13 protein-coding genes and 1 pseudogene are annotated in these 14,554 nt (G+C 37.3%); 2 read left to right on the top strand and 12 right to left on the bottom strand.

Annotated features, from left to right (window positions below; genetic code table 11):
• Positions 1-10 precede the first annotated feature (10 nt).
• The 10 genes and pseudogenes from H8R91_RS00450 to H8R91_RS00405 form a co-directional block, all read right to left on the bottom strand.
• Entirely contained in the window at positions 11-1,042 is a 1,032-nt protein-coding gene (locus tag H8R91_RS00450) for an amidoligase family protein (RefSeq protein WP_279287537.1), read from the bottom strand.
• Positions 1,039-1,278, bottom strand: a complete 240-nt coding sequence (locus H8R91_RS00445) for a DUF6103 family protein (protein ID WP_186934442.1) — start codon at positions 1,276-1,278, stop codon at positions 1,039-1,041. The genes H8R91_RS00450 and H8R91_RS00445 overlap by 4 nt, the downstream gene beginning before the upstream one ends.
• A 14-nt stretch (positions 1,279-1,292) precedes the next feature.
• Positions 1,293-2,330 carry a hypothetical protein gene (locus tag H8R91_RS00440; protein WP_186934441.1) on the bottom strand — a complete coding sequence of 346 codons (1,038 nt, stop codon included), beginning with the start codon at positions 2,328-2,330 and terminating at the stop codon, positions 1,293-1,295.
• Positions 2,331-2,438: 108 nt separating this feature from the next.
• On the bottom strand, positions 2,439-2,933 hold the full coding sequence (locus H8R91_RS00435; protein ID WP_186934440.1) for a helix-turn-helix domain-containing protein: 495 nt from the start codon (positions 2,931-2,933) through the stop codon (positions 2,439-2,441).
• Between the two features lie 142 nt (positions 2,934-3,075).
• Positions 3,076-3,522 (bottom strand): annotated as a pseudogene (locus H8R91_RS00430) (type VI secretion protein); the annotation flags it as partial.
• Positions 3,523-3,595: 73 nt separating this feature from the next.
• A complete protein-coding gene (locus H8R91_RS00425) occupies positions 3,596-5,227 on the bottom strand; it encodes a recombinase family protein (RefSeq protein ID WP_207722711.1) in 1,632 nt (543 codons plus the stop codon).
• Positions 5,228-5,330: 103 nt separating this feature from the next.
• Positions 5,331-5,534 carry a hypothetical protein gene (locus H8R91_RS00420; protein WP_186934439.1) on the bottom strand — a complete coding sequence of 68 codons (204 nt, stop codon included), beginning with the start codon at positions 5,532-5,534 and terminating at the stop codon, positions 5,331-5,333.
• 13 nt (positions 5,535-5,547) lie between these two features.
• Positions 5,548-6,882, bottom strand: a complete 1,335-nt coding sequence (locus H8R91_RS00415) for a relaxase/mobilization nuclease domain-containing protein (RefSeq protein ID WP_186934438.1) — start codon at positions 6,880-6,882, stop codon at positions 5,548-5,550.
• A 32-nt stretch (positions 6,883-6,914) separates the two neighbouring features.
• Positions 6,915-7,226, bottom strand: a complete 312-nt coding sequence (locus H8R91_RS00410; protein ID WP_117705833.1) for a MobC family plasmid mobilization relaxosome protein — start codon at positions 7,224-7,226, stop codon at positions 6,915-6,917.
• 301 nt (positions 7,227-7,527) lie between these two features.
• Positions 7,528-8,598, bottom strand: coding sequence for an AAA family ATPase (locus tag H8R91_RS00405; protein ID WP_117705871.1), 1,071 nt, complete (start codon positions 8,596-8,598; stop codon positions 7,528-7,530).
• Positions 8,599-8,796: 198 nt separating this feature from the next.
• Here H8R91_RS00405 and H8R91_RS00400 point away from each other — a divergent pair, with 198 nt between their 5' ends.
• Complete coding sequence (locus tag H8R91_RS00400; protein WP_186934437.1) at positions 8,797-9,729, top strand: DUF6076 domain-containing protein; 933 nt, start codon at positions 8,797-8,799, stop codon at positions 9,727-9,729.
• Positions 9,730-9,790: 61 nt separating this feature from the next.
• Here the strand turns inward: H8R91_RS00400 and H8R91_RS00395 are convergent, their stop codons facing one another.
• Positions 9,791-10,054 (bottom strand): DUF6809 family protein, encoded by a 264-nt coding sequence (locus H8R91_RS00395; protein ID WP_186934436.1) that lies wholly within the window; start codon positions 10,052-10,054, stop codon positions 9,791-9,793.
• 231 nt (positions 10,055-10,285) lie between these two features.
• Between H8R91_RS00395 and H8R91_RS00390 the strand changes: the two genes are divergently transcribed.
• A complete protein-coding gene (locus H8R91_RS00390; RefSeq protein ID WP_117705836.1) occupies positions 10,286-11,077 on the top strand; it encodes a hypothetical protein in 792 nt (263 codons plus the stop codon).
• A 73-nt stretch (positions 11,078-11,150) separates the two neighbouring features.
• Here the strand turns inward: H8R91_RS00390 and H8R91_RS00385 are convergent, their stop codons facing one another.
• Positions 11,151-14,525: a C39 family peptidase gene (locus tag H8R91_RS00385; protein ID WP_186934435.1), complete on the bottom strand. Its 3,375-nt coding sequence runs from the start codon at positions 14,523-14,525 to the stop codon at positions 11,151-11,153.
• Positions 14,526-14,554 lie beyond the last annotated feature (29 nt).

Genomic DNA, 14,554 nt, shown 5'->3' with positions numbered 1-14,554 from the left:
AAAACCCTTTCTACATACTCATAACAAAACCCGAATCCTCATTCTGCTCAGTTGCAGTTTCAGATTCGGGTTCGTTGATATTTATATTTTCGTTTGTATTCTGAACTGTATCGTTCAACTGTGCGGCTCGTTTTTGAGCAAGTTTTTCCTTTTGCTTTTCAGCCTGTGCAGGATCCTTCCACGCAATGTTGCCCTCAAGATTTTTCAGCAGATGATGACGAGCTGTTTTGAATTCGTCACCTATCAAACCCAATCTTAAAAGCCAAGTTCTGAAAGTGTACTTTTCATTATCCGACTGAGTTTTAGCGTGTCTTGCAGACTTCTGTATCAATGCCTGATGGCTGATTGCAAGACACAGCTGAATCGCTGACTTTACTTCTCCTGCGTGTAAAGTGGAATTGAATAGACGAAATTCAATCGTACCCTTGTAGAACACGCTGTGAAGATTCAAAGCATGGTAGCGTGTGTCATCATAGTGTCGGTAGCTGTAGTCCTCTCCGTCATACCACATTGATTTTATCTGCTCCATTGACATCGGCGGACGGTTATTGATTTCATCAAGGAAGCGTGTGTCCATCTTTTGACAGTAATGTTCTCTTGATACATTCACTTTTAATGCCTTGTAGAGCAAATCCTCTTTCGCCGCCATAATGTTTACGATATTGCGAAGTGTTTTCGGGGTATGCGGAGCCGCATTAATATGGCAATGCAAACCACAGCTTGAGTTGACTCTCGCTCCTGCGCCACGAAGCTTTCTGACAAGCTCCTGTATAGTTTCTATATCATCATAGTTACAAATGGGAGTGACAAACTCTACCGAGTAAAGAGAACTTGCGTTCTGTCCCGAACGGTTTTCACATCTAACGCTTGCGTCACGCATAATCTTCCACATCCTGCCGTCATTATCACGGACAGAATAAGCGTCATAACAGCCGCCGACATGAGTGGAGTCTGTATGAAAATAACCGGCAACCACTTTCGCCGCCGTACTGCGAGTGATGCCGGTCATTTCTATTTTTATTCCGAAGTTTTGATTTTTCAAGTCACCACCTTGGTATTTTCTTCCTGTGGCTTTGGCTTTTTAGGCTTGGGTGTTTTTACCTGTGAATCTTTCATATCAATGAACTCCCTGACATTTGCAGGGACATATTTTGCGTACAGAGCGTCCACAGATTTTTCAAGTTCTACCTTGAAATCCAAATCACGCTGTGACATATACAGCCTGATTGCATTCAGCTTTTCATCATCGTACATTATGCTTACGCTTGTTTTCTTCATAAAAAATCACCTCGTCATTTCTTATTGCTTTGGTTTACATATTTGATATTCGGTATCTTCAGCCACTTTGTCCACCCTCGACCGTTAAGCTCTGTTTTGACAACTCCGTAGGCTGTGCCTTGTGCTTCAATAACTTCGCCGTTGCCGATATACACTCCGATGTGTCCGTCCATCCAGACAGCAAGTCCGGGCGTGTCGGGCATATTAGAAATCGGGCCGCTTTCGGTGACATTGCTCCAAATGGAATTTGCACCGCAGTCGGTAAAACCGTTTGAGCCTGCAACAATTTCTCCGCTGTCAGCGTTGTACCAAGCGTAGGATTTTATCAAGCCTATGCAGTCGCATACTCTCTTTCCGAGCCACTTTTCTCCGACCTGTCGCATTTCACCGCCTGCCTCGTTGTTGCCGGGAAACAGACTTGCCTGTTGGTCAAGGTATTGCTTTGTGCAAATCTGACCGTAACCGCCGTACACATAACCCCAGCCGTTTTTGTGTGCGTTTTCGCACCACTTGACAAGGTCGAGATTATTTTTCGTTGTCTTATCGGTGAAGCCTACGGTGCTGATTTCCGCACCCTTGATTGACTGCATCATCTTCTGAAACTCGTAATACTTTATTTCCGTTCCGAATTTCTGATTGACGGCTTTTATCAAATCCTCATCGGACTGATTCTTCTTGAAACAGGATACAAAGTTTTTTACAAAATTCTCATCTTCTGATTTATCGGACAAAGAAAACAGATAGATAACCTCTGCCTGCGTGTTATAGTCGGACAACTTTTTATTTTTCAGTTGGTTTTCAACCTCAGTCATCGTATCGTTGATAAGCTGTAGATTTTCCATCTGCTCTGCTGAGATATTTTCCTGTATGGACTGGAGCTTGTCAGTGTCAATATCCATACTGCCGTTGAAAACTGACACAACTGCAACAATCGGCATAACCACAATTATGATTATGCCGATTATTATACCGCCTATTATTTTTATTACCTTTTTATCTGTGAGCAGTGCAACTGCTATTTTCTTTAGTGCCGCACCTATGGTTGCACTCATTGAATCACCTCCGCAAATAAAAATCCGATTGACTTTCATTTAAGAAAAACAATCGGATTATAATATTTTTTAATTGTAAAAATAATCTTAAACAGGATATTGACTATCTCACTTATAAAGACAGTTTTCTACATAAATCATCATTCTGTTATTCTGGTAACCATATTCAATAAATGCTATCAATGGCACTAATCCAACAAACCATGGTTTACTGACAACAAATGGCAATACAAAAGCGACAATTATAATTAACAATAAAACAACAAAAAGTGATATATGCTCCTTACGCCATTTCTTTTTGAAATATGCTTTTCTTTCCTCAAACGAGAATGCACTTTCTTTTGAAACAGCAATTATGTTTTCATCTGCATTTTTCCGAAACTCTTCGTCTGACATCTTTTGTCCAGCCAACAATTCATTTATGCTAACATTAAATTCCTTTGCAAGTAGTTGGAGCATTTCAATGTCTGGCATATAGTTACCATTTTCCCAGCGAGATATTGTTTTGTTTGTTACACCAATTTTCTCTCCGAGCTTCTCTTGAGTTAGTCCGCTCTGCCGACGAAGCGTAGCAATAAATTTACCGATTTTTATTTGATCCATGACGTTCACCTCCGAAAATATGGTACATCAACGGTTATGAGAATTCTTTCCCACAAACAGAGAATGTGTCAAATATCAATTTATTAACCTGTTATTTTGTAATTATCATACCACAATTTTAAAATTCTGTCTATTCAAAATTTTATCTTCCTCCTGCACTGCCGAAAATCTCTGCTTTGTATTCGGGAGCCTGAACAAGTAAAAGATACCTTTCGTTACCGCACCTATACAGACAAGTGCCACGCTCACCGAATTTGATTAAAGCATACTCGTTTGGTTCTACCATTAGTGCATCTTCAAAATCCTTCGGATTGATATTGCCGGGGAAGAATAAGAAGTGATGAGTTGGAATTGAGAATAAGGGTTTTGTGTATTCCTTAACGCTCGGAATCAAAAAATCGTCTATGTTCTGACTGGCTAAAATCACGGCTGAATCCTTTTTGCGGACGCGCTTCATTGCGTTGCGGATATACTCAATAGCTGTGAGGTTAGACAAAAATAAATAAAGTTCGTCTATTGATGCAACGGTGTTCCCCTCGCCGAGAAGCTTGTTTGACATATAGGAAAGAATATTAAAAAGCATTGCGTCTGCGTAATATCATTATTATAAGAAAATATTTCTTTTACAACCGAGGGGAAATTTCGCCCCTCGGAATCTTGATTTATGCAGTTTTAATGTCTTTATGCTGGATATTAAGCTGTTCCTTGCGCTCAACGGTGAAGTAAATCACAATATCATTTCCGCATTCTGTTGAATGCCATTTTGCCTTTTCGTGTACCTCAATCCTGCTGATAAATGCTCTTAAAATTTCAGGCGTCAGTTCCTGAATGTCAATGTACTTCTTTGCATTTTCAATAAAGTCCTGAATCAACTGCTCTCGCTTTTCGTTCTCATCAAGAAAGGCGTTCATCTCATTAAGCTTAGTTTTCAGTTCTGACTGCTCGGTTTCATATCCTGATGACAATGATTCGTAGCGTTCAACAGAAATTCGTCCGAGCACTCGGTCTTCGTACAGACAACGGATGATACTTTCAAGCTCTGCTATTCTTTGTTCTGCCGCTTCTTTTTCCCTCAGATAAGTTTTCATTTCACGCTCGGCTTCGGCTCTTGCATTACGGCTTGCTATTTCATAAAATTCTTCGGGATTCTCACGTACATATGCCGTTACCTCTCTCAGTTTTTGAAGTATCACAGCGTGTAAATCCTGTTCGCTGATTCTGTGTGCCGTACAGTGATTATTGCCGTATCGCTGATAGGTTTTGCAAAGGTAGTTGTTTTCTTTAGGGTACTTAAGCACTCGGCGAAGATACATTCTGCTTTTGCAATCAGCACAATAAACTAACCCGGCAAACACATCTGTCTTGCCTGATTTGTTCGGTTTTCTTCTTCCTGCAAACCACTTCTGCACCATTTCAAAGGTTGATTTATCAACGATAGGCTCGTGGGTATTTTCAAACACCAGCCAATCCTTGCGGTCGTTGTGAATTTGCTTTTTCAGCTTATTTGATTTGGTGGTGGTTTTGTAGTTCGCCGTTGTGCCGATATATACCTCGTTTACAAGCATTCCTCTGAGTGTAACATCACTCCACAGATAGGGATTATTCAGCTTCAAGCCATTTTCTTTTCTGCCGTATTTGTAGTAGGCATATGCGCTTGGCGACATAATTTTATCTCTTTCAAGAGTCATTGCAATCGTACGGGTTCCCACTCCGTTGACATACATATCAAAGATTCGTTTTACCACGGGAGCAGTGTCGGGATCGGGTACTAACCTGTTATCTTCGGATTTCATATATCCGTAAGGAAGCTTAGAGCCTATCCTTTCACCACGCTCTGCCTTTGCTCTTTGGACTGCCCTGATTTTTTTGGATGTGTCAGCAGCAAAGAAATCATTGAAGTAATTACGGATTCCGATAAATTCATTACAGCCTTTTTCGGAATCAACACCGTCATTTACGGCAATATATCTCACATCGTTCTGAGGGAATATAATTTCAATATATGTACCGGTTTTAAGGTAATCTCTGCCGAGTCGGGAAAGGTCTTTTGTGATAACAGTTCCAATTTCTCCTTTTTCCATATCGGCAATCATACGCTTGAAGTCAGGGCGTTCAAAGGATACTCCGCTGTAACCGTCATCAATATAGAACCGACAGTTGCCAAAGCCGTTATCGGCGGCATATTTTTCGAGCATACTTTTTTGATTTTTAATGCTGTTTGATTCACCCTCTAACTCGTCCTCCTGAGAAAGACGGCAGTAGAGTGCGGTAATCTTTTGTTGGTTTGATTTCATAATTTTTTCATCCTTTCCGAGCCGTTCAGGCTCTGTTGAATCAAACCGAATAGGATTGCAAGTCAACAATACTCCTACTCGGTTTGAATGTCCAGTAAAATATTTATCCCGTTTTTCGTTCAAGTAAATTTTTAATTTTTTCATCGGCACTTGGGTTGTCACCGTTCTCGGTTCCGATAGGAAATACCGATGTGACTAAAAATGTCTTTTTGCCGATTTTAACCTTATCGCTTTCGTACAGATGACGGCGGTTAAACGCAATATCGTTTCTTGTGATTGGTGTTATTCTATTTTCAGTTTTGTTCATGGCAATCCTTTCTTTACATCTTCATACCAAATCCGCCTTGTGGATTTTCTTGTATGTTCTTTCTCTCTTTACGAGGTTTTTTCATTGTAGTGCAGTCCTCTACAGGGTGGTTGCTGTCTAAAATATTTGTGAGATTTGCGACCAGATATGCAATATCATTTCCGTTATTGCTGTAATAGCTGTCGGTATCAAAGCCAGGAAAAACAGTATCCTCACATGATGATTCAGTTTCTCCTCCGCCTGACTGATACTGTATGAATACTTCTCGCTCGTACTCCCAACCTGTTGTGATGCATTCTTTGCTGCATCGTTTATCTGACTGACATAATTGTTCGTCATATCCTGAAACTCCGCCTTGAAGGTCTGTGTCATCGCATTGGAATTGTCGATAGACTTCTGCAAGGAATTCATCTGGCGGTTGAGGTATATTCGTATTTCCTCTTTCGTAGTTAGTTCTGAAACTCCGTCCAGTATTGATTTCAGCATATCTATCTGTGCAGTCTGAGTTGAAATTAACGCTTTCCAATTCTGCTCCGTAACCGCTACGCAAGGTTCTGCTTTTGATGCGATTTGCATTTGCTTCCTGGCTTGTTCCTTTAATTCCTGCGGTGATTTCTTCCCGTATTCTGAATTCATTTTCCATACTCTCCTTAAGATATTTTTCTTCGTGTAATTTATTATCCCTGCACTTCATTCCATTTGGTGTAGTGTAGGTAATGCTTTTTCTTTCTGCCGTCCACTTAACTTCGTAGCCTTCATTCTCCATCAGGCTTATGAAGTGTTCCTTTGAGGCTGCATATTTCATAGTTTCATCAATAGCTATTGCAAGCTGAAGTTTCCAGCTTTGACCTTTGTCTGCTGAACGATATTCTCTTGCCGACATCTGTTTAACTTTTTGTGGCTTAGGCATTACAACTGATAAGCCGTATGCTCTGCATAGCTTGTCCGAGTAATCTCTCAACCGTTGTATTTCATTTTTGTCGGGATGATATTTCAATCCTGTTTCAGCACTGACAGAATTTAAAATGAAGTGTGAATGTATATGCTCTCTGTCAATATGAGTAGCAACTAAAACTTCATAACCTTTGAATTGCTCTTGTGCAAACTTCAAAGCAATCTCGTGAGCAGTTTCGGGTGTTATAGGTTCATCAGGATGGAATGACTGGAACAGATGATAGTACATTCTGCCATCTGTTTTTCTGTATTGAATTTTAGTATTCATCATTTCATTGAATGCTGAATTAGGAACACAATTAACTCCGCTTACAAGTTTTCTACCATTGTACAAGGTTTTCTTATCCTGTTTGCAGTAGGCAAGGATTGAAGCTAACCCTTGCCGTGACTGCATTTGTTTGCTTGCGATAAATTTTACTGTTGCTATTATGACCACCTCTTTCTGTCAAGCAAATCGGTAAGTAGTTTATTCATCTCTGCATACTGATTTGTAAGTTCAGCAAGATTAAAGCAAATGACTTTACCCATATTGCAAAGTGTTGCAATTTGATTTAAGTTTCTGCCGATAGCCTTTTGCTGACGGATAATTTCATCAAGTCCGTCAACAACAAAGATTTGTTTTCCGAGGCAAGCCTTCGTTATATATTCGGTTAAAGTTAAATTTGCCTTGTCTGCTTTATTGTGAATCTTCTGTAAATCGGATTCCGATATTCTTATGCTCATTTTTCTGTCTTTCATTTAGGTTTCCTCCTTTGCCAATAAAGTGGGTTCGGGCTTCTGCCCGTATATTGCATTCGGCAGGTCAGCGACCAGCCGAATGCGTTGCTTGCCACAGCTTAAAAGCTGTGAAAATGTGAACCCCAACTTTACGCTGAATTCATAATCCGTTATATAGAATTACTTTCGCTCACAAACCGCCCAAATTTTGATTTTTGCTTGAAGTCGGGTACTTTATCCGTTTTCTCTTGAAAGTCGGACAAACCGCCAAATTCTGCTCAACATCTGCATTAAGGACGATAAGGACGATAAAAACGATAAATCAAACGGCTATATTTTCATCGTACTTATCGTACCTAACGTACTCGCTATCTGAATTATCAATCTCAAAATCATATTTGATTTCAACCTTTCTGATGTTATTTTCCTTATACGATTTGAAATAAACGTGATTATCATTCAAGTCATACTTCCACTTGTTCATCATCCTTTTCAGAATACGAGCAGAAAGATTTTTGCCTGAATAAGCATTATATCGTTCAAGAAATTCCGCATTGCTTCCGTTGAAATATTTTTCTGCTTTCATCATCTCAATGAGCAAGTTCATTTCATCAGGCAAAAGCATATTCGGATTCTCTGCGCTGTCTGCAGTCATTTTCCAAGTGCAATCCTCTTTTGAAAATGCAAGCTCAATTTCTCTGTCCTCAATATCTCTTCCCGTGCAAAATAAAGTTGCGTTGCCCTGCGTGCGATTGCTTTTTTTCAAAACAAATAGAGCATCGGCACAGCCAGCTATACCATTTGTACCTGAAATCTCATTGATTGGGTCAGAGTCGCCTTGCTTTCTTAAATGATGAACCAGAAGAATAGCAATTTTCAACTCATCAGCAAGTTTTTTGAGTTTCTGTACCTCAAGATAATCATTTGAATAGCTCGAGTCATTTTTTGCAGAACGGATAAGTTGAAACGTGTCAATGATTATCAAGACAGTATCCATATGCTCATCAACAAAAGTTTGAATCTGTTCTTCCAACCTTTCATCAAGTTTTGAACAATCCGTAACAAAATGAACATCACTCGGCACTTCATCGGTTATCGCTGTCAGCCTGTCCTGCAATCTGCTTTCATCATCTTCAAGTGACAGATACAGAGTTGTACCGCTGTCGGTATGCAGATTCCATACATCTTTGCCTTTTGCAATCCGAACGCACCAGTCAAGAACAAGCCACGACTTACCTACCTTTGGTGAGCCGGCTATAATCGAAAGACCGCTTGCAAGAAGTGAATTGATTATAAACTTCTTTCTCGGCAAATCTTTTTCAACAAGACTTGCACCGTCGATTGAATCAAATCTTGCCTTACTGCTCAACTCCAAATTTAAATTCTTAATCATTTTTCTCCTTTCCCTGTTACTCATACCTCATATGATTTCAAAATATTTTAGCTTTGGTATGGTTATTCAGTTGTAATCCAAAAGCTGTTGGAATTTTTTCACCAGTGTGATACAATAATCTCATACTTTTCAAGAAAAATATATGACAAAATGAATTGAAGTGATTTTTATAATTTTCACTTCAGGACAGAGGTGTATATGGCAAAGCACGAAGGTTTATTATTAAAAATTGATTCCAAAGGAAATATTTCCGGCTATATGCAGGAAAATAACAATAAGATTCCAATTGAAAATACTACTATCAAAAATGAGTTGATTAGTTTCTCAGAAGAAGATTTTGAAGAGTATTCTGAACTGCAAAATGAAATAAGAAAAGTTTACAGAACATATCCTGATGAAAGTGAAGAAAGATTTGCACTGATTAAAAAGTTAACTGCAAAAGCAGAAAAGGCATTGGCGGAATATAGAACTTTTTACGGTCTTTTGAACAGACTTATGATTGAGGATTTTTTAGGAGAGAACGACGGAACTGAACATTATCTGCGTGAATATGCAAGCTATCTTGACCAGATAAAAACCGTGCAGTTTTTTGTTTTGCACTTTTTCAGCGATTTATCAAATCAAATAGAAATTGATGTTAACGAAGATTTCAATTACAACAGCGTACAGATTTCCACCGTATTTTATTTTGAGGATAACAAATCCAGACAGATGTACCATATCCGTAACCTGACAGAGTATTATTTTCTGCTGTTACATTTATTTGTTGAGAACGGATACCGCCTCTGCCGCTGTCAGCTTTGTGGCAGATACTTTGTGCCAAAGACAAAAAAGAAAACCCTGTACTGCGACAGAGTTCTGAATAATGGTAAAACTTGCAAGGAATTTGCGCCGAAATTAAAGCACCGAATCTTGGCAAACAGAAATGAGGTGCTGAAAACTTTTGACACACAGCGAGGCAAAATGTATAAGCGTTATGAAAGAACACTGAACACACCTGATACTGTGGAAAAGCCTTTGAGTTTTGAGGAATATTATGATTGGCTTGAAAAATCGAGAACAGCAAGGGACAATTATCTTGAGGATAAAATTCCCAAGGAGGAAGCATTGAACATAATTTGTATTGAGTAAAATTTGTAAAAAGTAATCGGATAGGCAATCAATGGGAAAAATTAACTGCCTATCCGTTTTCTTAATTATTTACTACATCAATGATAATCCTTGCACCCAGTCGAAATCCGTTCAGGAATATTTCTCGCTCACTGATTTCAGAAATCTCACGATTGCAGTCCTTGTATTTTTCGAAGGTTTCTTTCTGTACCTCAGTCAGGGTTGCCACAAACTTTTCTTCATTCCTGTTGAGCAGTTTCAATAGTTCTTTGACCTCATCATCAAGCTTTGCACATTTTTCGTGAGGGAATAAGTTTCCGTAATATAAATCTTCAAGTATATCCATATCTTATGCCACCTTTCGTAGAACAAACATATCCCACATAACTTTGCATAAGTCCTGATATACTTACATTTATTACTTTAATTAAGTTTGAAATTTATTTTTATTATTACTTTACAAAAAGCAATACAAGAAGTATAATAAATATCACAATTTAGTAATATTAAATGCATAAAATCAAAAAATCTCAAATAATTTCCAGTTAAAATATATAATAGGAATAGGAGCATACAAATGAAATACAAAATCTTATCAGCAATAATATCCATCGTACTTATGATTTTGCTTGTAGGCTGTCAGCAGAACAATACAATTATTAAGCCTGATATAGAAACAAAAACTGTGACGGAAAACAGCGAAGGTGATTATATAACTTTTTCACTTGATATTCCTTCAAACTGGAAATTATACGCTCAGAATTATACATCTATTGCTTGTTTTAGTCCTGATGCAAACAAAACAAATGCCAGCGAAAATATTTCTCCCTACAAATTAAGTATAGATAACTATATCATTCCATCACTAATGCCAATAGATGACAAATATAAACAAGCTTATAAAGATTTATTTAGTGGCAAATATGATGGTATTAAAGATTTAATTTGCGATAACATTGAATATATAAATATAGGGAAGGTAATAGACAGTTTCCCGGACGTTACTTTTGAAACTCCTGAAAGCATTATGGATTACTTTAATATACTTGTTGACGGTATAAGTACACCGGATGTTACAATGCCAGAGTCATGGAATGATAAAAAATGGGCAACTGATTTTACTTTCAGTGAATATAACGGTAAGAACGGAAAGATTATTGCGGTAGAATATTCCTATGTAATTATAGATAAAACCTACAAAGCTATTAATTGCTACCGTGATGACGACTTTTCCGTATGCGGAGCTTTTGATGACGATGCAGATCTTTCTTCGGGCGATTTAGCACTATGGGTTGCCGATAATATGGAAATTACCAAACACTATAAAATTGAAGATAATATGATAAAGCAAGAGGGAGTAGATTATTAAATTTTATGTTTTTAAAATCTATATATTGTAATTACAGCCGAAGTATTTTCTACTTCGGCTGTTGTGAATATATTTATGCTTTTACAAATTCAAAAAATGCTGCTTTATCTTGAGGTAATTCACTTACAGGATTAATTTGAGGCAAAATATTTATACGATCAATTTCTGTACCCCAAAAATCTTTAACAACAATTTCAATTTTTTCACTATCATATATAGTCGCATATTCATACATTTTTCCATCTTTGCCACAGAAAATTTGAGATACATATTTATCCTCTTTTCGTCTTTCATCAAATGTAAACTCAATATCATATTTATATGAATCATTTGGTATTATTCCCTTAAATTTCGCATACTGCCCTTTTGCAAAATCATTAACAGTACTTTCCCATACTTGTGCAGAATACATATTAGCTCCTGACCAGCGGCCATAAAGAGCTCTCATAGATTGATTTTTAAGTGATATTAAATTATTAAAGAAATTGCAATATTTAGATTCGCCACAACGAATTACCGCTTGCTTTTGACCCGTAGAAGAAACTTTATAATATTCAACATCCATATAGAGTGTCTCCCAGCTATTTGCAAAAGAGGTAATTCCACCTATAAGTATTGCTGAAAAATTGCCTATTGCTGGATGGTTTTGTGCTTCAACCATACTATCGTCAAATTCTAATCCAGAAATAAACTTTGCAACATCAAAGGTATTTTTTTGCAGTCTTGTTGGTTTTTTCTCATCCGGTTTATTTTCATACTGATAAGCAGGTTGAATATAGGTTTTTCCATTTTCATACAGCATAATTGGATATATTTCTTTAGTTTCAGGATTTTTAACTGCACCATATTTATAAACCGGTGCTGGAGTAGGTGTAGGCGTAACAGTATCCTTTTTTTCAAGAACAATTGCCTGTAAATTTAATCCTTTATACGCCGTTTCAACAGAAGATTTGCTATAGTACGTTTGTGATTGAGAAGTTAGAGGGTCATTAAAAATATAATGAGTACTATCATATCCAATCAACAGTAAACAATGTTCCGGTGCAATCCAATTAATTGTTTTTCCGTTGTAGGTCCATGTAGAGCTGATGTATGGAGTGTTCATATACATAGTTGCCCACAGAATTACCGGTATACCTTTGTCTATGTAGTTAGAGCATAAATTTTTCAGAGAAACACCATATAATTGTTTTGCAGTATATTTTTGTCCGGATAAAACTTTATCCAAAGCCTTTTTTATTACCGGAGCATAACATCCATAACCACTCGTAGATCTGGGATTTCCTCCGAATGAAATATTGGGATCAAAAGGTGTGCCTGATCTGTTAAGATAATTATCAATAAATGTATCTACTGAGATATTGATTCCTGCATGATTTAATGCCATAACTGTAGTAACACTTTCGCATCCTGTCGGATATTTGCCTAACTGGGAAATAAACGGAGCTTGAATTATTTTACTATTACCTATAGGTGTTTGCGGCTTAGTATAAATTTCATTTTCCTCGTAGATATGGATTTCCACACCGTTAATATTTTTACCGTCAATACCTGCATAGGAACAACCTGTGTCCAAAGTACCATCTAAATTATACTTTGACTGTACACTGCGCATCCACTTTGGATCAGCATTACTTACCCATGGTAACCAATTACCGTCTACATGCACTCTGTACATAACAACTACACCTGATGTTAGTTTTACATCATCCTTACTATATACTTGAATATTCAATAACTGCACAATGCCACCCGGATATCCTGCATAATCATTTTCAGTACTTTTAACAAATGGATAATAGTATGATTTTCCTTCATTCCAAGTCCTGTATAAAAGGTAATATGGCTTAGACTTGTCGGTTTTAATTTTTATACCATTAATATGAACAGAGCTTGCCATTGAAGTAAAACTATGCCAATTTGAATCTTCGTCAATATAGCTAAGCGTTGAATTTACTTTGCCTCCGGATAAATTACCAATTGATGATGAAATGGATTTGCCCTTAAATACATAGATTTCGATGCCGCTTATATTTCTGCCGATAATTCCGGCATATGATGAACTGACATCCAATGTTCCACCTAAATTATAGTTTTCTTGAACATCCTGCATCCACTCCGGATCAGCATTACTAACCCATGGCAACCATCTTCCATCAACATAAGCACGATACATTACAACAACACTGGCAGTTAGCTTTGTTCCATCCTTACTATATGCACTTATACTCAGTCCCTGAATTGGTTTATTTGGATAACCTGCGTAATCATTTTCTAAACTTGTTACTTCAGGATAATAGTATGATTGTCCTTCGTTCCATGTTTTGTAACGCAAATAAAAATCCGAATTTGAATTGGTCTGAATTTTAATACCGTCAATAGGAGAAGCCATTACTTTATGATTGAAACTTTTCCAATTAGATGTACTATTTGCCATATACTGGGTTGTTATTAATTCTTCAGAACCAACGAAACTACCTGAACCCGCATTTAACGAATCTTCTTCAAAAATACGAATTTCAACGCCACCAATATTTTTACCGTCTATGCCGGCATAAGATGAACCTGTATCTAAAGTACCATTCAAACTATATTTAGTTTTTACATTTCTCATCCATTCAGGATCAGCGTTACTTACCCATGGCAGCCACCTTGAATCAGTATATACTCTATACATAACAATAATTCCGGAAGTAAGTTCTGTGCCATTATTTCTATATACATTGATACTTAACCTCTGAATAGCTTTTCCAGGGGAGCCTGCATAATCATTTTCTGTACTATTTACGGCAGGATAATAAGATGACTGTCCTTCATTCCATGTTCGATAAGTTAAATAATAATCCTTGTTACTGCCTGTCTGTATTTTTATTCCATCTATTCTGGATGACAAAGTGCTTTTTGAAAAAGACTTCCAATTAGATTCATTTCCAACCATATAGCTTAGCGAAGGATTTGATTCACCACCAGAGTAGTTTCCTAACGATGATTCTTTATAAACACGAATTTCTATTCCGCTAATATTCTTTCCGGAGATACCGGCATACGAGCTGCTGGTATCTAAAGTGCCACCCAGATTATATTTACTCTGTACACTATCCATCCATTCAGGGTCAGCATTACTTACCCATGGTAGCCATTTATTTTCTACAAAGGCTCTATACATAACAACAACACCTGATACTAACTTCGTACCATCATTCCTGTATGCTTGAATCTGAAGTTGTTGAATTGGCTTACCTGAAGAACCTGCATAATCGTTTTCAGTACTTTTTACATATGGATAATATCCATTCATTCCCTTATTCCAAGTTCTATATTGTAAATAAAAAGATTCATTTGAACTTGTTTTAATCTTTAAGCAGTCCATAGTAGATTTTGTCTGATCACTAAAACCTATCCACTTTCCACCGTATAAATATGAAAGAGAAATTGCTTGCTTACTCAATAATTTTTTCCTCCTAATATAAATAATTA

This window comes from Ruminococcus intestinalis (assembly GCF_014288065.1).
GTDB lineage: Bacteria > Bacillota > Clostridia > Oscillospirales > Acutalibacteraceae > Ruminococcoides > Ruminococcoides intestinale_A.
This window is presented reverse-complemented; position numbering and strand designations above follow the sequence as displayed.

What these genes read in the sequence shown, in the direction of transcription:
- H8R91_RS00435 (WP_186934440.1), bottom strand. Translation starts at nt 2,933, where the DNA reads ATGGATCAAATAAAAATCGGTAAATTTATTGCTACGCTTCGTCGGCAG.
- H8R91_RS00420 (WP_186934439.1), bottom strand. Translation starts at nt 5,534, where the DNA reads ATGAACAAAACTGAAAATAGAATAACACCAATCACAAGAAACGATATT.
- H8R91_RS00405 (WP_117705871.1), bottom strand. Translation starts at nt 8,598, where the DNA reads ATGATTAAGAATTTAAATTTGGAGTTGAGCAGTAAGGCAAGATTTGAT.
- H8R91_RS00445 (WP_186934442.1), bottom strand. Translation starts at nt 1,278, where the DNA reads ATGAAGAAAACAAGCGTAAGCATAATGTACGATGATGAAAAGCTGAAT.
- H8R91_RS00390 (WP_117705836.1), top strand. Translation starts at nt 10,286, where the DNA reads ATGAAATACAAAATCTTATCAGCAATAATATCCATCGTACTTATGATT.
- H8R91_RS00440 (WP_186934441.1), bottom strand. Translation starts at nt 2,330, where the DNA reads ATGAGTGCAACCATAGGTGCGGCACTAAAGAAAATAGCAGTTGCACTG.
- H8R91_RS00425 (WP_207722711.1), bottom strand. Translation starts at nt 5,227, where the DNA reads ATGAAATCAAACCAACAAAAGATTACCGCACTCTACTGCCGTCTTTCT.
- H8R91_RS00400 (WP_186934437.1), top strand. Translation starts at nt 8,797, where the DNA reads ATGGCAAAGCACGAAGGTTTATTATTAAAAATTGATTCCAAAGGAAAT.
- H8R91_RS00410 (WP_117705833.1), bottom strand. Translation starts at nt 7,226, where the DNA reads ATGAAAGACAGAAAAATGAGCATAAGAATATCGGAATCCGATTTACAG.
- H8R91_RS00395 (WP_186934436.1), bottom strand. Translation starts at nt 10,054, where the DNA reads ATGGATATACTTGAAGATTTATATTACGGAAACTTATTCCCTCACGAA.
- H8R91_RS00415 (WP_186934438.1), bottom strand. Translation starts at nt 6,882, where the DNA reads ATGCAGTCACGGCAAGGGTTAGCTTCAATCCTTGCCTACTGCAAACAG.